This is a genomic window from Halogeometricum sp. S1BR25-6 (assembly GCF_031624495.1).
Lineage (GTDB): Archaea > Halobacteriota > Halobacteria > Halobacteriales > Haloferacaceae > Halogeometricum > Halogeometricum salsisoli.
Genome location: NZ_JAMQOP010000004.1, coordinates 25,177 through 45,040 on the forward strand (window position 1 = coordinate 25,177; position 19,864 = coordinate 45,040).

Here is a 19,864-nt window from a genome sequence, read left to right on the forward strand (position 1 = left end):
TGGATGGCGGTCCGATTGGTCAGTTCTGTTCTCGTTCGCGGAGTTTGATACGCTGTATCTTCCCAGTTTCCGTGCGCGGGAGGTTCTCGACGAACTCGACGGCACGCGGGTACTTGTAGGGTGCGAGCGTGTTCTTCACGTGCGTCTGGAACTGCTCGACGAGGTCGTCGCTCGGTTCGTGGCCCGCTTCGAGGACGACGTAGGCCTTCACTATCTGCCCGCGTTCTTCGTCCGGCGCGCCGATAACGGCCACTTCCGAGACGGCCTCCAGTTCTTGGAGGACGTTCTCGACCTCCGGGCCGGGGATGTTGTACCCCGAGGAGATGATGAGGTCGTCGTGCCTCGATTTGTACTCCAGACGGCCGTCCGTCCGGTGGACGTAGATATCGCCGGGAAGGCTCCAGCCGTCGACGACGGCCTCCTCCTGTTTGTCCTGCCGCCCCCAATAGGAGATGCCGGTCGGCCCGCGCACGGCTAACAGCCCCGCTTCCCCGCGCGGCAACTCCTCCTCGGTGTCGGGGTCGATAACCTTGCACTCGTAGCCCGGCACCGGGAACCCGGTCGCCGAGGGGTCGATGTCGTCGGTGTATCGGTGGCTGATGAAGATGTGGAGCATCTCCGTCGTCCCGATGCCGTCGAGGATAGTCACGCCGAACTCCTCTTTGAACTCGTCGAACGTGCTCGGGGCCAGCGGTTCGCCAGCGCTCATGCCCGCGCGGAGCGACGAGAGGTCGTACTCCTCGGCCGCGTTCGGGTGCGCCGACAGAATCTGGTTGAACGCCGTCGGGACCGTGCAGAGGACGGTGATACCGTGGTCTTCGACCGCCTGCAGGAGGTCCGCGGGCGTTGCGTCCTCGACGAGGCTCGTCGTCGCGCCGAACCGGAGCGGGAAGGTGACGAGGTCACCGTAGCCGTACGCGAACGGGAGCGGTGGGTTGCCGCCGAACACGTCCTCGCGGCTGGGTTCGAGACAGTAGCGAGCGTACGTGTCCGCGGTCGCGAGCACTTGTCGGTGCGTGTGGATGGCGCCCTTCGGTTCGCCCGTGGTACCGCTCGTGTACAGCATCAGCGCCAGGTCGTCGCGCTCGGTCTCGTAGGCGTCGAGTTCGTCGTCGGCACCCTCCAGCAGGTCGTCGTAGTCGTGGTGGTCGTGTTCGACGCCCGCCCCCCGGTCGGCGACGACGACTTCCTCGAGCGTCTCCAACTCGGGCAGCGCCTTCTCCACTTCCTCGAACAGGTCGTCGTAGACTACGCAGTGGGTCGCGCCGGCGTCGTTGACGATTTTCTTCAGTTCGGCCGCCCGGAGGAGCTTCATCGACGGGAGCGCGACGGCGCCTATCTTCTGTGCGGCTAGACAGGCGACGATGGCCTCTGGTCGGTTCGGGAAGCGGACGACGACCCGACTCCCGGGTTCGACGCCGATGTCGGAGAGTGCGTTTCCGAACCGGTTCACCCGCGTCTGCAGGTCCGCGTACGAAATCGCACCCTTCTCGAAGCTGATGTCGGGATTGTCGTCGTATCCGGTGAACCGGATGGCCGGGTCGCCCCCGTGCCCGTCTTCGACGTGCCTGTCGACCAGTTCGCTGACGACGTTCACCGTCTCGGGGTAGTGCGCTTCGGGAACCGCGTGGATCAGTTCCGGCCCCGTACCCGAGTCTGGAAGCTTCTCCGCTGGGACGCGTGTTTGCATCTCATGACGAATTGCGTGAGCGGGGGATATAGTAGTTCCTACTGATTCTTCGTGTTATTGTCGTTCCTCCGACGCTCCGCTCACTCCCCCGTCCAGAACCCGTCGGGGTCGAACTCCCGGACGAGCGACAGCACCTCGTCGGTCGGTTCGGGCGTCTCGCCCATCGGGTCGCCCGTCACGTCCTCGCGCGTCCGCAGGTCCCACGGGAAGTCCGCGGCGACGGCGTCGGCGTCCTCGCCGGGGTGGACGGTCCGTAAGTAGAGTTCGCCCCCGTCGAACCCGAACGTCGCCTTCGAGGTGACGAGCGCCGACGGACCGCCGCCCGGCACCGACTGTTCCTCGCGCCAGTCGCCGCCGTCCCCGTGGCCGGGACTGGTGACGTACTCGACGCGTTCGACGAACCGGCGCGGTTCGTGCGCCATGAGAATTACCGTCCGGTCGGACATGCAGGCGATGTCGCAGGCGCCGCCGCTGCCCGGCAGGCGAATCTCTCTCTCACCGGCGTGTACGCGCGTCGTGTTGAGGTTGCCGTAGCGGTCTATCTCCGCGCCGCCGAGAAAGCCAACGTCGATGTCGCCGCGGGCGAGCCGCCCCATTACGTCGAGCATCCCCGTCGTCGAGACGGCTCGGTCGAGGTTCGGCAGGTCGCACATCGTGTGCAGGAAGCCGTCCGCGGGGTCGTCGCGGACGACGCCGCTCTCGAACACCGACATTGCGTTCGGCGCGTGGGTGCTGACTGCCACCTGAAAGGCGATGAGGGGGAGACGCATCCCGACGAACGCCACGTCGCCGTCTTCGATTTCGCGGGCGGCCGCGCTCACCATCATCTCACGGGCGGTGTAGCCGTCTGCGCCGCCCGTCCCGTCCGCTCCGTCGTCACTGACCATAGGTCACCTCCGCGGCCGCCGTCGGTTCCTGCACGGAGAGGTCACGCTCCACCTTCTCGCGGTACTCTTCCCGGCCGTCGACGCCGTACACCCACTCGTCGGCCCACGCGTCGAACCCGTCGGCGTCGCGGGTCGCGTCGGCGTACTTGAGGAAGTACTCGTTGTCGCGGTTGTACCGGCCAGCCACCGGCGAGGGATGCGCGCCGAACGGCGCTTCGACGACGGCGTCGACCTGTTCGCGAGTGATTCGTGTTCTGCTCGGGTCGCTCTTGATGACTTCGAGGTCGACTACTTCCTCGGCCGTGACGAGGACGTGTTCGGCGGCCCGGACGGCCTCGTATGTGACGCCGGTGTTGCCCCAGAGGTGCGCGTCACCGGTCGGCGCGGCGCGTTGGACGTGGACGAACGCCCAGTCGGGGGCGATGGCGGGAACCTGTACGACGCGTTCGCCCTCGAAGGGGTCCTCCGCGATTCGGAACTGCGGTTCCTCGGCGATGTCGCTGCCGAGGAGCGACCGGGTCGGCAGGTAGGGGACGCCCAGTGCCGCCGCGTGCAACGAGAGGGCGACCGAGAAGTTCGAGTGGTTCTCCACCGAGAGGTCGCCCGCCTCGACGGCCCGCCGGAAGTTGTAGCCGCTCCCGGCGCTGACGTTCCCGGTCCACGCCGCCCGAACGTGAGAGACCAACCCCGCGCCCACGAGTTGGTCGAACAGCACGTCGCTGATGGGGCCGACGAGCGTCAGATCGTCTGTCCCCTGTCTCGCGAGTTCGTGACCGGCCGCGAACGGGATGGCGTGTTCCAACGCCAACCCCGCCGCGACGGTGCTTCCGGGTTCGATTCGGCTGATTGCCTCGGCCATGCTAGTCGTCTTGTCCGCTGGCATACGACAGACACCTCCGGCACCGGTCATAAATCCACGCCTCTCTCCCACCACTGCCGAATCCGCGGTCGAATCGGAGTCGGAACCCGGACGCACCACACGGGCCACGACGGGCGAGTCGGTTTTACCCACCCTGCCCCCACTACCGACTGATGTTCACAGATGAGAATACACTACAAAGCTATTTATACTCCGTGAATAATTGTGACACTCATGGTTGAACGAAGACGATTCCGACGACGAAGTTTCCTGAAAGCGGGCGGTGTCGCGGGTGTCGGACTCCTCGCGGGGTGTGCGGGTGGCGGGTCGGGTTCCGACGGCGGGTCGGAGACCAGCGAGGGTAGCGGCGGCACCGACGGCGGGACGAGTCAGAGCGGGGACGGCGGCTCCGGCGGAAGCTCGGGCGACTCGGTCGTTATCGGTTCGCTCCAGCCGCTCTCGGGGTCGTTCACTCCGTGGGGGAACGCCCACCGCGCCGGACTGGCGTTCGCCGTCCAAGAAGTGAACGACGACGGCGGCGTTCTCGGCGGCCGACAGCTCGAAATCGTGGAAGCGGACACGAAGAGCGACGCCGGACAGGCCGACTCCATCTTCCGGCGGTTCGTCGAACAGGAGAACGCGGTGGCGACGGTCGGTCCCGTCTCCTCCGACGTGGGCATCCGCACCGCCCGCACCGCACAGGAGCTCGAAGTACCGATGCTGCTGCACATGTCGGGGACGAACAAGGCTATCACGTCCGACACGACGTACACGTTCCGGGTGGGTCTGCTCCCGGCGGCCACGACGATGCAGGCGCAGGCGAACCTCGTCGCCGACGCGGGCTACTCGAAGGTCGGCGCCATCATCGGCGACTACGCGTGGGGTCGGTCCGTCGAGGCGGGGATTCAGGAGCACTTCGATGTGGAGGTGAACGTGCAGGCTGCGCCGGTCGGCGCCAGCGACTTCAAGTCGTTCATCAGAAAGTACCCGCAGGACTTGGAGATGATGGTCGCGACGGGTCATCCGCCGGGCTCTCTCACCATCGCCAATCAGCTGAACGAACTCGACTACTCGCCGGAAGTCATCACCGGTCCGAGCTTTCCCCCGGGCGTCATCGCGGGCGCCCTCGGCGAGTTGGCCTTCGAGGGCGGGTTCACTCACGTCCACAACACGGACGTCTACAGCGACGAATTCGCGGAGGTCGCCCAGCGGTTCGGCGAGGCGCGCGGTGAGCAGTTCGACACACACAGCGCCTACGGCTACGTCTCCGGGAAGATGCTGGCGCAGGCCATCGAGAACGCCGGCTCCGCCGACCCGACGGCCATCGCCGACGCCGTCCGCAGCATCGAGTTCGACACGCTGTTCGCCAACCCTATCCAGTACACGGAGAACGGCGAACTGAAGAACCAGGTACAGATATACAGCCAGCTGACGCCGGAGGCGCCGTCGTACTACCCGGATGGGAAGTTCGGCTTCGAAGAGCAGTTCCGAACCGACGCGCTGCCCGCACTCCCCGCAGACCAGTGACCGCGCGTCTCACGTGGGAAACCGTCGACGCACCGCTCGATTCCTCCCGTGGAGTCGACCGTCCGCTCGACGCCGTAGGTGACACGCATGGTGGCAGCTAGCACGCTCCTCGGCGTTGCCGTCGACGGCCTCGCCTTCGGCGTGTTCCTCGCGCTTCTCGGCGTCGGCATCACGCTCGTCTTCGGACTGGGAGAGGTACTCAACCTCGCCATCGGCACGTTCGCCGTGATGGCGGTGCTCGTAGCGACGGTGGTTGTCGAGAGCGGGATGGGGCTCGTCGTCGCGGGGGTGGCCGCGCTGGTCGCCGTCGCTGCGTTCGGATTGGTCGTCGACCGGACCATCCTCTCGCTCGTCTACCGCTCGGAGGGCGAAGAGCGCATCCTCCTCGGCATCTTCACGACGCTCGGACTGACGGTGTTCCTCGACGGCGTCCTCATCAACTACTTCCCGTCGCGGTACACGCTCCCGTTAAATGTCGGGACCGTCTCGGTCGGCGGCGCGACGCTCACCGGCGGGTCGCTCATCATCATCACCGTCGGGGCCGTCGTCCTCGCGATTCTGTTCGGGTTCCTCCGCGGGACGTTCCTCGGGAAGGCCACCCGCACGGTGTTCCAAGACGAACGCGGCGCGCGCCTCGTCGGCGTCAACCCGCGGCGCATCCGGACGCTCATCTTCGTCCTCTCGGCCGCCGTCGCGGGCCTCGGCGGTCTGGTGTTCGCTGCCGGGTCGGCCGTCGCCGTGGCGAACGGTTTCCAGTTCACGACGTTCGCGCTCATCATCTCCATCGTGGGCGGCGTCAGGAGCCTCGTCGGCGCCGTCACCGCCGGCGTCCTCCTCGGCCTCGTCAACCAATTCGCCAACTTTTTCGTCGGGTCGTATATCGCGACCATCATCCTGTTCGTGACGGCCATCGTCGTACTCCTCGCGCGACCGGAGGCGATATCATGAGCGCCCGGCCGTCACTCGGGACGGAGGCGCGCAACGTCGCCGTCGTGGCGGTGCTGTTCGCGCTCGCCCCCCTCGCGGTACTCGGCAGCAGTTACTACGAGAGCGTGCTCGCGCACCTGCTCCTCATCGCGCTGCTCGCCGTCGCCCTGAACATCGTGTTCGGCCACACCGACCAACTGTTCCTGTTCGTCGGCGGACTGGCGGGCGTCGGCGCGTACGGGACGGCGCTCTTGGCGGACGCGCTGTCCGTCTCGGCGTGGGTGACGCTCCCCGTCGCGGCGCTCGTCTGCGGGCTCATCGGCCTCCTCGTCAGCTACGTCGCCGCCAAGCGCAAGTTCACCGTCGTACTCATCTCCATCCTCACGCTGAACCTGCAACTCGTGTTCAGCGAGGTGTTCGTCGGCGCCCGCGACCTCACGGGCGGGTCGACCGGCTTCCCCTACGAGTACTTCGAACTCGGCGTCGTCGCCGACGCCCTCGGCGTCGGGGAGAAACTCGTCCTCTACTACCTCGTGTTGCTCCTCTTGGTGGCGACGCTCGGCGTCTACCTCAGGCTGGTGCACTCGAAGTACGGCGTCGCCTTCGACGCCATCCGCGAGGACGAAATCGCCGCCGAGTCCATCGGCATCGACGTCGTCCGCTACAAGACCATCGCGGGGTTCGTCGCCGCGTTCCTCATCGGCCTCGTCGGCGCGTTCTTCGCCCGGGAGTCCGGCTACATCCTCCCCGGCGGGTTCACGTTCCTCGCCGTCGACGTCGTCGTCCTCATCGTCCTCGTCGTCGGCGGCCTGCGAACCACGCTCGGTCCCATCGTCGGCGCGATCATCGTCGTCGGCATCGAGGAGTTCCTGAGTTCCGCACAGAGCCTCCAGTCGTGGCAGTCGGCCATCTTCGGCGCGCTCCTCATCGTGCTGTTCCTCTACTTCCGTCGGGGCGTGGTGCGCTCGGTGCGGGACGCTCTCGACGACGCCGGCCTCGTCGGCGAACGGGAGGGCGGTGGCGGGGGAGGGGGGACCGACGCCGACGGCGGCCGCTGACGTCGGCAATCGTAGGCCGGTGTCGGCGGCCGCGACGGCTGCTCCGCTCTTCGCTCTTTTCTACCGACGGAGATACCCGAAACGCGCGCGCGGACGACCCGCGCTCAGAGATACGCGTCTTTCACGTGCTCGGACTCCAACAGCGCCGGGCCGGTGTCCTCCGTGACGAACTCGCCGTTCTCCAAGAGGTAGGCCCGGTCGGCCAGTCGGAGTGCCTTGTGGACGTGCTGTTCGACGAGCAGCACGGTCACCTCCTCGCTTATCTCGTCTATCTTCTCGAACACCCGATTCGTTATCTGCGGGGCCAGCCCCTCCGAGGGTTCGTCGAGGGCGAGAATCTTCGGTCTGGCCATCAGTCCGCGGCCGATGGCGAGCATCTGCTGTTGCCCGCCGCTCATCGACTCGGCGCGCTGGTCTTCGCGCTCTTCGAGGATGGGGAAGAGTTCGAACACCTCCTCCATCGTCTCGTCGAGGGTGTCCCGACGGGTGTACGCGCCCATCTCCAGGTTCTCTCGGACGGTCATGTTGCCGAAGAGGTTCCGCTCCTCGGAGACGTGGACGAACCCGCGTTTGACGACTTCGGAGGGGTCGAGTCCCGCCACGTCGGCGCCCCACGCGGTCACGGTGCCGTCGTCGACGGGGTGGAGTCCGGATATGACGCGCAGGAGCGTCGACTTCCCGGCGCCGTTCGGACCGACGATGGAGACGACGCGGTCCTCCTCGGAGACGTGAAAGGAGAGGTCCCACAGCACCTGGATGGAGCCGTAGGAGACGTCTATCTCCTCGACTTCGATCACGCTTCGTCCCCCAGGTAGGCCTCGACGACCGACTCGTCGTTGCGTATCTCCTCGGGCGTCCCCTCGGCGAGCTTTCGGCCGCTGTTCAGCACGATGACGCGGTCGGCGACGCTCATCACGGCGTCCATGATGTGTTCGATCCAGAAGACGGAGATGCCGCGGTCGTCCCGAAGGCGGCGAATCGTGTCGGTGAGGTCGTCTATCTCTCCCGGCGTGAGCCCGCTCGCTATCTCGTCCAACAAGAGCAACCGAGGCCGGGACGCCAGCGCCCGCGCCAGCTCGAGCTGTTTTTTCTGCGCGATGGGAAGACTCCCCGTCGACAGGTCGGCCCTGTCGGCGAGGCCGATGAACGCCAGCGCGTCGTGAGCGCGCTCTTCGGCCTCCCCCCGGGAGAGGTCCTCGTCGGTGCCGAACAGCGCGCCCGTCAGCACGTTCTCGAAGACGGTCATCTCGTCGAACACGCGGACGATTTGGAACGTCCGGACGAGTCCTCTCCGGGCGATATCGTGCGTCTCTAAGGCGACGATGTCGGTACCGTCGAACTCGACGCCGCTCCCGTCCTCGGGCGTGAGGACGCCGGTGATGCTGTTGAACAGGGTGGTCTTTCCGGCACCGTTCGGCCCGATGAGCCCCACTATCTCGCCCTCGCCTATCTCGAACGTCACGTCGTCGACGGCGACCAACCCGCCGAACTCCTTCCGGAGGTCGGAGACTGCTAACATAGTTCGTTAACGACTGTCCACTCTTATAATGTTTTCTCGTGCGCGCGTCGTCACAGAAGCGATTCGCGGTGCGGTTCGACGCGGACCGGCCCGGACCGGAGCGCTCAGGCGTCGCTCATCCGGAGAACCGGTTTGATGGTGTCGCCGCTCTCGGAATCCTCGACCGCCTGCTCTATGTCCTCGAAGTCGTAGTAGGTGACGAGTTCGTCGAACGGGAACTTCCCCTGTCTGTAGAGTTCGATGAGGTCGGGGATGAACTGCTGAGGGTCCGAGTCGCCCTCCACGATGCCGGTGATACTGCGGCCGCCGAGGATGAGATTGTTCACGTCGTAACTGGCCTCCGTTCCGAGCGCCGGTGCGCCGATGATGCCGAGCGTCCCCCGCTGTGTGAGGGTCTCTGTGGCCTGCTCTGCGACCGCGGGAACGCCCGTCGTCTCCAGAGCGTAGTCGACGCCGCCCCCGGTCGCCTCTCGGATTGCCTCGACCACGTCGTCCACCTCCTCGGGATTCACCGTCGCCGTCGCGCCGAATTCCGCCGCCTTCTCCAGCCGGTTCGGTTTGAGGTCAATGGAAATAATTTCCGTGCAGCTCTTGATTCCGGCCGCCATAACGGCCGACAGTCCGACGGAGCCGGCGCCGAAGACGGCTATCGACGACCCCGCCTGCGGGTTCAGGGTGTTGATGACGCCGCCCGCACCCGTCTGGACGCCGCAGCCGAGCGGTCCGAGCAGTTCCAGCGGTACGTCGTCCTCAACGGGGACGACGTTCCGTTCGGTCGCTATCGCGTGCGTCGCGAACGAGGACTGCCCGAAGAAGCGACCGCTGATTCGCTCGCCGTCCTGCGAGATGGGCGATGTCTCGTCGTGCGGCCGAGAGCCGCCGAAGTTGTGTGCGAAGAAGTCCGAACAGAACGCCGGATGTCCGTCCCGGCAACTCGGACAGGTCGTGTCGTAGTCGAAGCTCATGACGACGCGGTCGCCTGGTTCGACTCGCGTCACGTCCGATCCGACCGCTTCGACGACGCCCGACCCCTCGTGGCCGAGTACCGCTGGCAGCGGCGTCGGATACATCTGGTCGCGGACGATCATATCTGTGTGACAGACGCCCGCTCCGACGACGCGGACGAGGACCTCGTCCGACTGGGGGTCTTCGAGGCTCACTTCCTCTATCTCGAACGCGCCGCCCTCCTCGTGTGTTACCGCGGCCTGTATATTCATCGGAATACCACACGATTAATTCGTGAGATTACACGTATACCTTCCGGTACGGTGACTCGGGTCCCGTTCAGTTCGACTCGCCGACCCGTCCTCTCGCGTCCCGCATCCTTTTCTACGGGGGCATCGACAGACGAGTAACGATGAGTGAGGCGTACATCGTCGGGGCCGGGCAGTCGCCGTTCGGGTCCTTTCCGGAGGAGACGTACCGTTCGCTGTTCGACACTGCGTTCGACCGGACGCTTTCGAGCGTCGACGGCGGCGTTGACGCGGCGGACATCGAGGAGGCGTTCCTCGGAACGCTCGGCGTCGGCGGCCGACAGATCGGATTGAGCGGACCGGCCGTCACCGAACACGTGGGACTGCACGGCATCCCGACGACGCGCGTCGAGAACGCCTGCGCGTCAAGCGGTTACGCGCTCAGAAACGCTGTCGCAACGGTCCGCGCGGGGATGGCCGACGTCGTCCTCGCGGGCGGCTACGAGGTGATGACCGACACGAGTTCGGACAACACGAAGTGGTGGCTCGGCGTCAGCGGCGAGACGGAGTGGGAGCGGCTCTCGGGGACGACGTTCGCGGGCGTCTACGCGCAGATGGCGTCGGCCCACATGGACGAACACGGCACGACGGTCGAGGACCTCTCGCGCGTCGCCGTGAAGAACCACGCGAACGGCGCGCAGAACCCCGACGCGCACCTCGGCTTCGAGTGCTCGCTCGAAGACGCGGTGAACGCCCCCGAGGTGGCGGACCCCCTCAACCTGTATCACTGCTGTCCGACGACCGACGGCGCGAGTGCGGTCCTCGTGGCGAGCGAGGACGTCGCCTTCGACCTGACGGACGACCCGATTCGAGTCGCTGGCGTCGGCGCCGCGAGCGGTCGCGTCGGCCTCTTCCAGCGACCCTCGCTCACCTCCATCCCGGCGACGCAGACGGCCGCCGAGCGAGCCTACGAGATGGCGGGCGTCGGCCCCGAAGACCTCGACTTCGCGGAGGTGCACGACTGCTTCGCCATCGCGGAACTGCTCGCCTACGAGGATTTGGGATTCTGCGACCCCGGAGAGGCCGGTCGGCTCCTCCGCGAGGGGCGGACCGACTCCGACGGCGACCTGCCCGTGAACACCTCGGGCGGGTTGAAGTCGAAGGGTCACCCCATCGGCGCGACGGGCACCGGACAGGTCGTCGAGGCGTTCAAGCAACTCCGCGGGAAGGCGTCGGTGCAGACGGACGACCCCGTCCGCGGGCTGACCCACAACGTCGGCGGGTCGGGCGGCGGCGTCACCGTCCACGTGTTCGAGCGGAGTTCGGAGGTGGAGCCGTGAGCGACCGCGGCATCGCCGCGGCGGGCGTCTCCGTCCCGCGCGGCCGCGTGAGCGCCGACGAGGTGGCCGAGGCGTGGGGGACGTTCGACGGCCGAGGAATCGATTCGACGGCCGTCCCTGCGGGCGACGAGGACGCGGTGACGATGGCTGTCGCCGCCGCGCGGCGCGCTCTCGACAACGCCGACGCGGACCCCGCGTCGGTCGACGCCGTCGCCCTCGCCACGACCACGCCCCCGTTGGCGGAAGAGGAACTCGTCCCCCGACTCGTCCGCGCCCTCAGGCTCCCCCGGAAGACGCGCGCGTGGCATCACGGACAGAGTACGGCCGCCGGCGCGGACGCCTTGGAGACGGCGCTGAACGCCGAGGGAACCGTACTGGCCGTCGCCGCCGACGCGCCGACCGGTGACCTCGCCGGCGACGACCACGCCCTCGGCGCGGGCGCCGCGGCGTTCCTCGTCGACGACGGCGCGTCCGTCTCGTTCGAGGGTGTCGCGGCGGCGACGGACGAGTCGCCGGGCGTCCGCTTCCGCGAGGCCGACAGCGACGAGGTGACCTCCCTCGACATCACGGGCTACGAACGGGCGGCCGTTCGCGAGACGACGCGGAGTGCGATTGCGGGACTCGGACTCGACGCCGACGATATCGGGGCCGCGTCGCTCCCTCAGCCGAACGGGTCGATGCCGTACCGCGTCGCCGGCGAGGGCGTCGTCTCGAACGAGGCCGTCGCCGAGGGCGTCGTGGTCGACCGAATCGGCGACGCCGGAGCGGCGACCGTCCCCATCGGACTGGTCGCCGCGCTGGAGTCCGATACCGACGGCTCGGTCCTCGCCGCGTTCTTCGGGAGCGGCGGGAGCGGCGTCGCCTTCGCCCTCTCCGGGCGACTCGACACCGCCGAGGCGGCGGCGGTCGACGGCGGCGAAGCGGTGAGCTACGTCGAGTCGCTCCGCAAGCGGGGGCGCGTCGTAGACGGCGACGTGGCCGGCGGCGGCGCGAACGTCTCGCTGCCGACGTGGCGGCGGACGCTCGACAGCCGCTACGCGCTGACCGCGGGCCGGTGTCCCGAGTGCGGTTCGCTGTCGTTCCCCGGCGAGGGGGCGTGCGACGACTGTTTCGAGCGGGTCGAATTCGAACGAGTTCCCCTCTCCCCCGACGGCACTGTCGCAGCGCGGACCATCATCGGGCAGGGCGGCGCGCCACCGGAGTTCGTCGAACTTCAGGAGCGCGAGGGGGCGTACGGCGCCGTCCTCGTCCGCGTCGACGCCGCCGACGGGGACGGGTCGGCGCTCATGCCGGCGCAGTTGACCGACTGCGACCCCGAGGAAGTCGAAGTCGGTGACGCGGTCCGGCGGACGGTCCGGCGCATCTACGTGCAGGAGGGCGTCCCGCGGTACGGCGCGAAGTTCGCGCCGGTCGAGTAGTCGGGGAGGTACCCTCGGGTTGGCCGAGAAGTAGGTTTTTTACGGTTGTCCGACCGTATCGAAAGACGATGAACGTATGCGTACTCGGCGCCGGGACCATGGGTCACGGCATCGCGCAGGTGACGGCGACGGCGGGGCACGACGTCCGCCTCCGGGACGTCGAACGAGAGTTCGTCGACGACGGACTCGACGCGATTCGGTCGAACCTCGACGGCGGCGTCGAACGGGACAAACTGACTGCTAAGGACGCTGACGCGGCGTTCGACCGAATCCAGGGACACACCGACCTCGCCGAGGCGGTGTCGGGCGCGGACCTCGTGATAGAGGCCGTCCCCGAGGACATCGACATCAAACAGGAGACGTTTCGGGACGTGGAGGCGCACACCGGAGAAGATACGGTCGTCGCCTCGAACACGTCGTCGCTGTCGGTGACGGAGATAGCGAGCGTCCTCTCGGACCCCTCGCGGGCGGTCGGACTGCACTTTTTCAACCCGGTTCACATCATGGGTCTGGTCGAAATCGTCGTCGCCGAGCGGACCGACGAAGCGACGCGCGAGTTCGCCCGCGAGTTCGTCGCCGACATCGACAAGACGGCCGTCGAGGTGACCGACTCGCCCGGGTTCGCCTCCTCTCGACTGGGCGTGGCGCTCGGATGCGAAGCGATGCGGATGGTCGAGACTGGTGTGGCGTCGGCAGAAGACATCGACGCGGCGATGGAACTCGGTTACCGGCACCCGATGGGACCGCTCGAACTGACCGACGTCGTCGGACTCGACGTCCGCCTCGATATCCTCGAATATCTCCGCGAGGAGTTGGGTGAGCGGTTCCGGCCGCCGCAGGTGCTCAAGCGGAAGGTGCATGCGGGCAACCTCGGGAAGAAGAGCGGCGAGGGCTTCTACGTCTGGGAGAACGGCGAGGCGGTCCGGCCCGCCGACGCTCCCGAGGGGGACGAGTGATGACGGCGCCGCACGCCGACGACTGCGAGTCGGTCCGCGTTTCGACGACGGATCACGTCGTCACCGTCACCATCGACAGACCGGACGCGCGAAACGCGCTGAACGCGCAGGTCAGAACCGAGTTGAAGCGAGTGGTCGAGCGAATCGACGACAGCGACGCCCGCGTCGTCGTTCTTACGGGGTCCGACGAGGCGAAGGCGTTCGTCGCGGGCGCGGACGTCTCCGAACTCAGGGAACGAGACACGTTCGAACAGCGGGAGGCGAGCCGTCGTCCCCGGGTGTACGAGGCCGTCGCGGACCTCCCCCAACCGGTCGTCGCTCGAATCAACGGCCACGCCCTCGGCGGCGGGTGCGAACTCGCCCTCGCCTGTGATATCCGCGTCGCCCACGAGCGCGCGAAACTCGGCCAGCCGGAGATAAATCTGGGTCTCATCCCGGGCGGCGGCGGCACCCAGCGACTCCCGCGCCTCGTTGGCGAGGGGCAGGCGATGCGCCTGATTCTCACCGGTGAACTCGTCGACGCGCACGAGGCCGCCGACATCGGCCTCGTCGACATCGTCTGTTCGGACGAGGAGTTCGACGACCGGGTGGACGAACTCGCCGCGTCTATCGCCGCGAAGTCGCCGCTGGCGCTCGAACTCGGGAAAGAGGCCGTCAAGGTGAGCGGTCGCCTCGGAATCGACGACGGTCTCGACTACGAGGCGAACCTGTTTGTCCAACTGTTCTCGTCCGCGGACAAAGACGAAGGCATCGACGCCTTCTTCGAGGAGCGCGACCCCGAGTGGCGCGGGCGGTAGGCGGTCGCGTCGACGGCCCTCACTCGAACTCGGGCCGACGACTCTCCAGAAAGGCGTTCACCCCCTCTTCGTGGGCGTCCGTGTCGTAGGCGAGCGTCTGCGCTTGCGCCTCGCGTTCGAGGCCGTCGCGCCACGACCGGCCGAGGTTCGCGTGGATGACCTCCTTCGCCAAGCCGATGCTCTCCGTCGGGCGCTTCGAGAGCGTCTCGACCGTCTCGTCGACGGCCGCGTCGAGTTCGTCGGCGGGGACGACGCCGTTGAGCAGACCGAGTTCGTCCGCCTCGGCGGCCGGTATCAGTTTCCCGGTAAACGCGAGTTCCTTCGCGGCGCGGAGACCGACGAGTCGCGAGAGCGTCACCGTGCCTCCTAAGTCGGGTACGAGGCCGACGTTGACGAACGACGCGGCGAACCGGGCCTCTCCGGTAGCGTAGGCGAAATCGCAGGCGGCGACGAGCGACAGTCCCGCGCCGGTGGCGTCGCCGTTCACGCGCGCGACGACGGGCACCGGCGCGGTGAGGAGGGCCTCGGCCACGCGGCCCAACGTCTCGCGGACCCGTTCGTACGCCTCGTGAGCCGTCTCGTCGCGTTCAGCCATCGCCTCGATGTCACCACCGGCGCAGAACGCGTCGCCGGCGCCCGTCAGCACCGCGGCGTCGTGCGTCTTCGAGTCCAGTTCCTCGACGGCCGCGGCGAGTTCGCGGGCGGCGTCGGCGGTGAGCGCGTTCTTCACTTCCGGACGGTCGAACGTGAGACGGCGCACGCCGTCCGCGTCTTCGATTCGCATGGCATCGAGTAGGGCGGGGCAGTACAAAACGTTGGCCGGAACACGGTCGGCGTCGGGCGGGCGACTCGGTCGCCCGCTATTCGAGTTTGACGTTGACGTTCTTCGTCTGCGTGTACTCGCCGACGGCTTCGAGCCCCTGTTCGCGGCCGTGTCCGCTCTCTTTCGTCCCGCCGAACGGCGTCTGCGGGAACGTCACGGGGTACTCGTTGACGCTGACCATCCCGTAGTCGAGCAGGTCGGCGACGCGGTGTGCCCGCGAGAGGTCGTTCGTCCAGATGCCCGACAGCAGCCCGTACGGGGAGTCGTTGGCGATTTCGAGCGCCTCCTCTTCGTCGGCGAACTCGATGACGACGAGGACGGGGCCGAATATCTCTTCGCGGGCGACGGTCATGTCGTTCGTCACGTCGGTGAGAACGGTCGGTTCGACGAAGTAGCCCGTCTCCTTGTCCTCGGGGGCGCCGCCGCCGCAGGCGACGGTGGCGCCCTCCTTCTTCCCGGTTTCGATGTAGTCGAGTACCGTCTCTCGCTGGTCCTCGCTGACCATCGGTCCCATGCGGCCGTCGTCGTCGATACCGGACCCGAGCGGCGTGGACTCGGCGCCCTGCACGACGCGTTCGACCACCTCGTCGGCGACGTCCTCGTGAACGAGGAGGCGCGACCCGGCCCAGCACATCTGACCGGCGTTCATGAAGATGCCGTAGTGGACACCCTTAGCGGCGGCGTCGAGGTCCGCGTCGGGGAAGACGAGTTGTGGGCCCTTTCCGCCGAGTTCGAGCGTCACGCCTGTGACGTTCTGCGCCGCGTCGGCCATGACGCCTTTGCCTATCTCCGTGCTGCCAGTGAAGGCGATGTGCGCCACATCGGGGTGCTGGGCGAGCGTCGCGCCCGCGCCCGACCCGGACCCGGGGAGGACGTTCACGACGCCGTCGGGAAGTCCGGCCTCCTCGGCTGCGACGCCGTAGTACAGCGCAGAGAGCGGCGTCTCGCTCGACGGCTTCATCACGGCCGTGTTACCGCACGCGAGTGCGGGGGCGAGCGAGCGTCCGGCGAGTTGGAACGGGTAGTTCCACGGGACGATGTGCGCCGTCACGCCGAGGGGTTCGCGCGAGGTGTAGTTCAACCGTTCGCCGGGGACGGGGTTGTGTTCACCGGTCAGTTTGTCGGTCCATCCGGCGAAGTACCGGAACGTGTCGATGACCATCTGCACCTCGATGCCCGCCTCGAACGGCGTCTTGCCGTTGTCGTGCGACTCGACGAGCGATATCTCGTCTTTCCGCTCTTCGATGGCGTCGGCCATCCGTCGCAGGGCCGCCCCCCGGTCGCCGGGGTCCATCTCGCGCCACTCGCTCCCCCGCGCCGCCGCCTCGTGGGCGGCGTCGACGGCGCGGTTCACGTCGTCGGCGTCAGCCATCGATACGGTGGCGTACTCCGTCTCGGTCGCCGGATCGAGCGTTCGAATCGTCTCGCCGGACGCCGCGTCCGTCCACTGTCCGTCTACGTACAACTGTGTGGGGCCGCTGTGTTCCATTCGGTGTCCTCCACGTAGCCCGAATTATTAATGATTCGTGTTCCGCGGCGGCGCCGACGGAGACGACGCACGCGCGTTTCTCGCCTTGACGTGCCTTGACGTGCGCGCCGACTGCCCGGGTATTCCCGTGGCGGAGAGGTCGCTCTACTCTACCAGTTCCCGTTTACGATTCCGTATACGAACTGCGCGTCCGACCGATGTCGTGTCCGTTCCCCGTCTCGCCGCTTCGCAGGACGTCCCCCCTCACGAGTTCGCTCGCCTCGACTCGCCGCGGCGGAGGAACTCCGATACGACGTTTAAAAGTGGACGATACGGAACCGCGCTCCGATTCGGCTCGTATACATATCTGTGTTCAACCGTACAGTCCTTCCTACGTTACAGATTTAGGTTTGTTACGGACTCCGAGCCTGAATGAAAACGGACTGAATCGTTATCAATTATTAGAAGCGTAGTTGAATTCCGACTATCCTCTCCCTCCCGGTTTAGCTGTCGCTATTTTGATCCGAACCGGAGATTAAAACGAAGATATGACTTTTCAGGACGATTCTATCGCCTATTTTTGGTTACTTTGGGTTAAGTGACACTTCGAGTCGGTCGCGGTGCCCGGAAAAATCTCATTTCTAATATTGATAATAAAGTCCGTACCTTCATATGGGAATCGTTCGCTCGGTGGGTATGAGCAAGACGGCAACGAGAGACGGTCGGCCGGCCGACGCCGACGCGCTATACACGCCGCCCGCCGGCGCGACGGAGGGCGAGCGACTCCGCCACGAACGGGACTTCTGGCGCCACCAGTTCGAGCAACTCGTCGACCGCTTCCCCGAACCCGCTATGGTCGTCGACGGTCGCGGCGACCTCACCCACTGGAACGACCCGATGGCCGACCTCATCGGACGGTCGGCGGCGGACGTCGTCGGGAAGCCGTCCCGCGAGGTCATCGGCACCGACGGCATCGAGGAGATACTGGCCGAGACTATCGTTCGGACGGGCAAGGTCATCCGCGAGGACGAGGTCCGCTCGGGAACCGACGCCGACGGTACGCCGTGGCACGTCAGGGCCGCGGGACAGCCCCTGACGGCGACAGACGGCACCGTCGTCGGCGCGTTCGAGTTCGTCAGCCACGTGACGACGCTGGTCGAGCAACGCGAGGAGGTCGAACGGGTCGGGAGGCGTATCGAAGAGGAAGTCGAAGGCAGCGTCGAGGAACTGCTCTCGACCTCCCGCCGCGTCGCCGACCGAAGCCGGGAGATAGACGCCGCCGGCGACGAGCAGGCCGAACACCTGAGTTCGGTGCAGGCTAAGGTCGAATCGCTCAGCGCGACGGTCGAGGAGATAGCCTCCAGCGCCGACGAGGTCAGTCGCCGGGTTCAGACCGCCGGTGAACGCGCCGAGGCGTCCGAGGACGCCGCCGCGGAGGTGTTAGTGCTGATGCACGAGGTGGCCGCGGCGAGTCGCGCATTGAGCGACGACCACGAGGAACTCCGGTCGTGGGTGGACGACATCGACTCCATCGTCGACGTCATCGACTCCATCGTCGGTCAGATCAACCTACTGGCGCTCAACGCCTCTATCGAGGCCGCCCGTGCCGACGTCGAGGGGAACGGTTTCGCCGTCGTCGCCGACGAGATAAAACGGCTCGCCGACCAGTCGAAGACGGAGGTGAAGGGGGTAGAGACCGTCGTCGCTCGCGTGACTCAGAACACCGCCGGGACGACCGAGAGCGTCGCGGAGACGACCGACCGCGTCGAACGGGCCGTCGACCGCGTCGAGTCGTTGAGCGACGACCAGAGCGACATCAGAGAGACGGTTCGAGTGGCCTCAACGAGCGTCGACGAGATAGCGCGCGCGACCGACGAGCAGGCCAACAGCGCCGAGGAAGTCGTCAGCACGCTCAACGCGACGGTCGATGGCGTCGACGTCGTCGTCGACGAGGTGCGGGCGCTCACCGGAGACAACGAGGAACTGGCTACGCAGGTCGTGGGCATCCGGGACGCGGTGCGCGAACTCGGGACGAGCATCGACCGGTGACGACGCTCGCGTTCGCTCCTCCCCGAACGCACGTGATACCGCCCTCGTCCGTCACTCCCCGTCCGGTTTCGACTACTTCGTCTCGGCTTCCGCGGGCGAGCTAACTTCGGTGTCTGTCACCCGAGTTCGCTGCGCTTCTCGCAACTGTCGAACTGCCGTCTCGCGCTCTCCGATACGTGGTCGAAGACAGCCCCTCACGTTCGACGTCGTCCGCTTCCACGCCCGCGAGACGGAACACCGAAAAGATAGCTCCGGAACCGTCGAGAGGGGACTCGGAGGAATGCCCCGTTTCGTCCGGTTTCCGGACCGCTCGCCCGAGAGCGCCTATCCGCTCGTAGCCGTTTCGTTCGTGTCGACTACCTCGATAGCGTTGACCAAGGGATTGTCGACCGCCCCCTGCTCGAAGGTCACGGTGACGGTACCGTCGCCGTCGTCGGTCGCGGTGAACGTCTTCGTCGTCCCAGTAGTGTGTCCGACGTCCGCGACCGGGTCGTAGTTCGAGAGTACCTGTGACCCTTCGACAGAGACGTTGAACTCTCGCTCTTTCGGCTCACTCGTCCCCGGGTAGGAGTTACCCACGAAGAGGCGGACGTCGACCTGCTGGCCGACATCCACCGGGAACTCCCACGTCATCGTGCCGTAGCGCTCGCAGTCGAACACCGCGTCGGGGGTGGTGGAGGGGACCGTGCCGTCCCGGTACAGGACATCACTTCTCCCGTTCCCGATCCACATCCGGTCGTCCGCGTGGTGGCGCGCGTCCGGCAAATTCGTGTTGCCGTGTAGTCACTTCCGGGCTGTGCGTCCCCGCTTCCCCTCCGACGACGGGTTCAGCCTCTCCGTCGGCCTCGCTCTGACGGCGCTGTCGATGTTCTGTCTGCCCCGCCTCTCACTCGGCGTCCCCGCCGAATCGCTGATGAGCGGTTCGATACTGCTCGGCCTGGTGGTCTGGACGGCCGTCGAACAGGCGCCGATTCGGGTGGATGAACTAGTGCTCCGAGGCGTCCACGTCGTCCTCGCCGCCGTCACGATGCTGCCGGCGGTCCTGCTCGGTGCCCACCGGATAGTTACCGGTGCGCCGACCGGTCTCGGTTCCGACGTACTCGCCTCATTCGGGTTGATTCTAGTGGGTGGACTTACGCGGACGACCGGGAGGTCGAGTACGACTCGGGTGTATCTCGAACGCGAGACAACTCACCTTGCGAGGCCCGCGACGGAGTCGCTCGCCCACCGTCTCGTCTTCGACGCTGTGGCGGTGCTCGGCGGACTCCTCCTCGCGGCGGTCGTCAGCGGCGAACCGCTGTCCGTCTGGACCGCCGTCGGCACTCTCATCGGTGCCGTCGTCGGATTCGCGTT

Annotated in this window: 17 protein-coding genes; 8 read left to right on the forward strand and 9 right to left on the reverse strand. The window is 66.8% G+C overall.

Annotated elements, in window-relative coordinates:
• Nucleotides 1-19: 19 nt before the first annotated feature.
• The 3 genes from NDI76_RS17535 to NDI76_RS17545 form a co-directional block, all read right to left on the reverse strand.
• A complete protein-coding gene (locus NDI76_RS17535; RefSeq protein ID WP_310925445.1) occupies nt 20-1,690 on the reverse strand; it encodes an acetate--CoA ligase in 1,671 nt (556 codons plus the stop codon).
• Nucleotides 1,691-1,770: 80 nt separating this feature from the next.
• Nucleotides 1,771-2,577 (reverse strand): CoA-transferase subunit beta, encoded by an 807-nt coding sequence (locus NDI76_RS17540; RefSeq protein WP_310925446.1) that lies wholly within the window; start codon nt 2,575-2,577, stop codon nt 1,771-1,773.
• Complete coding sequence (locus NDI76_RS17545; RefSeq protein ID WP_310925447.1) at nt 2,567-3,460, reverse strand: CoA transferase subunit A; 894 nt, start codon at nt 3,458-3,460, stop codon at nt 2,567-2,569. Before NDI76_RS17545 ends, NDI76_RS17540 begins: the two co-directional genes overlap by 11 nt.
• A 210-nt stretch (nt 3,461-3,670) precedes the next feature.
• Here NDI76_RS17545 and NDI76_RS17550 point away from each other — a divergent pair, with 210 nt between their 5' ends.
• From NDI76_RS17550 to NDI76_RS17560, 3 genes are all read left to right on the forward strand, one after another.
• The gene (locus NDI76_RS17550; protein WP_310925448.1) at nt 3,671-4,963 is read left to right on the forward strand and encodes an ABC transporter substrate-binding protein; all 1,293 of its coding nucleotides are present in this window, start codon (nt 3,671-3,673) and stop codon (nt 4,961-4,963) included.
• A gap of 87 nt (nt 4,964-5,050) precedes the next feature.
• On the forward strand, nt 5,051-5,911 hold the full coding sequence (locus NDI76_RS17555; protein WP_310925449.1) for a branched-chain amino acid ABC transporter permease: 861 nt from the start codon (nt 5,051-5,053) through the stop codon (nt 5,909-5,911).
• Complete coding sequence (locus tag NDI76_RS17560) at nt 5,908-6,948, forward strand: branched-chain amino acid ABC transporter permease (RefSeq protein WP_310925450.1); 1,041 nt, start codon at nt 5,908-5,910, stop codon at nt 6,946-6,948. The genes NDI76_RS17555 and NDI76_RS17560 overlap by 4 nt, the downstream gene beginning before the upstream one ends.
• A 104-nt stretch (nt 6,949-7,052) precedes the next feature.
• Here NDI76_RS17560 and NDI76_RS17565 read toward each other — a convergent pair whose 3' ends face one another.
• The 3 genes from NDI76_RS17565 to NDI76_RS17575 form a co-directional block, all read right to left on the reverse strand.
• Nucleotides 7,053-7,745: an ABC transporter ATP-binding protein gene (locus tag NDI76_RS17565; protein WP_310925451.1), complete on the reverse strand. Its 693-nt coding sequence runs from the start codon at nt 7,743-7,745 to the stop codon at nt 7,053-7,055.
• Nucleotides 7,742-8,467, reverse strand: coding sequence for an ABC transporter ATP-binding protein (locus NDI76_RS17570; protein WP_310925452.1), 726 nt, complete (start codon nt 8,465-8,467; stop codon nt 7,742-7,744). Before NDI76_RS17570 ends, NDI76_RS17565 begins: the two co-directional genes overlap by 4 nt.
• Nucleotides 8,468-8,571: 104 nt before the next feature.
• A complete protein-coding gene (locus tag NDI76_RS17575) occupies nt 8,572-9,684 on the reverse strand; it encodes an NAD(P)-dependent alcohol dehydrogenase (RefSeq protein WP_310925454.1) in 1,113 nt (370 codons plus the stop codon).
• Nucleotides 9,685-9,824: 140 nt separating this feature from the next.
• On the opposite strand from NDI76_RS17575, the gene NDI76_RS17580 reads away from it, so the two are divergent.
• The 4 genes from NDI76_RS17580 (at nt 9,825) to NDI76_RS17595 (ending at nt 14,171) form a co-directional block, all read left to right on the forward strand.
• Nucleotides 9,825-11,000 (forward strand): thiolase domain-containing protein, encoded by a 1,176-nt coding sequence (locus tag NDI76_RS17580; protein ID WP_310925455.1) that lies wholly within the window; start codon nt 9,825-9,827, stop codon nt 10,998-11,000.
• Complete coding sequence (locus tag NDI76_RS17585; protein ID WP_310925456.1) at nt 10,997-12,418, forward strand: 3-hydroxy-3-methylglutaryl CoA synthase; 1,422 nt, start codon at nt 10,997-10,999, stop codon at nt 12,416-12,418. The genes NDI76_RS17580 and NDI76_RS17585 overlap by 4 nt, the downstream gene beginning before the upstream one ends.
• A 68-nt stretch (nt 12,419-12,486) precedes the next feature.
• A complete protein-coding gene (locus NDI76_RS17590; protein ID WP_310925457.1) occupies nt 12,487-13,374 on the forward strand; it encodes a 3-hydroxyacyl-CoA dehydrogenase family protein in 888 nt (295 codons plus the stop codon).
• Complete coding sequence (locus tag NDI76_RS17595; RefSeq protein ID WP_310925458.1) at nt 13,374-14,171, forward strand: enoyl-CoA hydratase/isomerase family protein; 798 nt, start codon at nt 13,374-13,376, stop codon at nt 14,169-14,171. Before NDI76_RS17590 ends, NDI76_RS17595 begins: the two co-directional genes overlap by 1 nt.
• A gap of 19 nt (nt 14,172-14,190) precedes the next feature.
• Here NDI76_RS17595 and NDI76_RS17600 read toward each other — a convergent pair whose 3' ends face one another.
• Together NDI76_RS17600 and NDI76_RS17605 are read right to left on the reverse strand one after the other, a co-directional pair.
• Entirely contained in the window at nt 14,191-14,955 is a 765-nt protein-coding gene (locus NDI76_RS17600; RefSeq protein ID WP_310925459.1) for an enoyl-CoA hydratase/isomerase family protein, read from the reverse strand.
• Between the two features lie 76 nt (nt 14,956-15,031).
• A complete protein-coding gene (locus NDI76_RS17605; protein WP_310925460.1) occupies nt 15,032-16,483 on the reverse strand; it encodes an aldehyde dehydrogenase family protein in 1,452 nt (483 codons plus the stop codon).
• Nucleotides 16,484-17,158: 675 nt separating this feature from the next.
• On the opposite strand from NDI76_RS17605, the gene NDI76_RS17610 reads away from it, so the two are divergent.
• The gene (locus NDI76_RS17610) at nt 17,159-18,511 is read left to right on the forward strand and encodes a methyl-accepting chemotaxis protein (protein WP_310925461.1); all 1,353 of its coding nucleotides are present in this window, start codon (nt 17,159-17,161) and stop codon (nt 18,509-18,511) included.
• 324 nt (nt 18,512-18,835) lie between these two features.
• Here the strand turns inward: NDI76_RS17610 and NDI76_RS17615 are convergent, their stop codons facing one another.
• Nucleotides 18,836-19,243: a malectin domain-containing carbohydrate-binding protein gene (locus NDI76_RS17615; protein ID WP_343218179.1), complete on the reverse strand. Its 408-nt coding sequence runs from the start codon at nt 19,241-19,243 to the stop codon at nt 18,836-18,838.
• Nucleotides 19,244-19,864 lie beyond the last annotated feature (621 nt).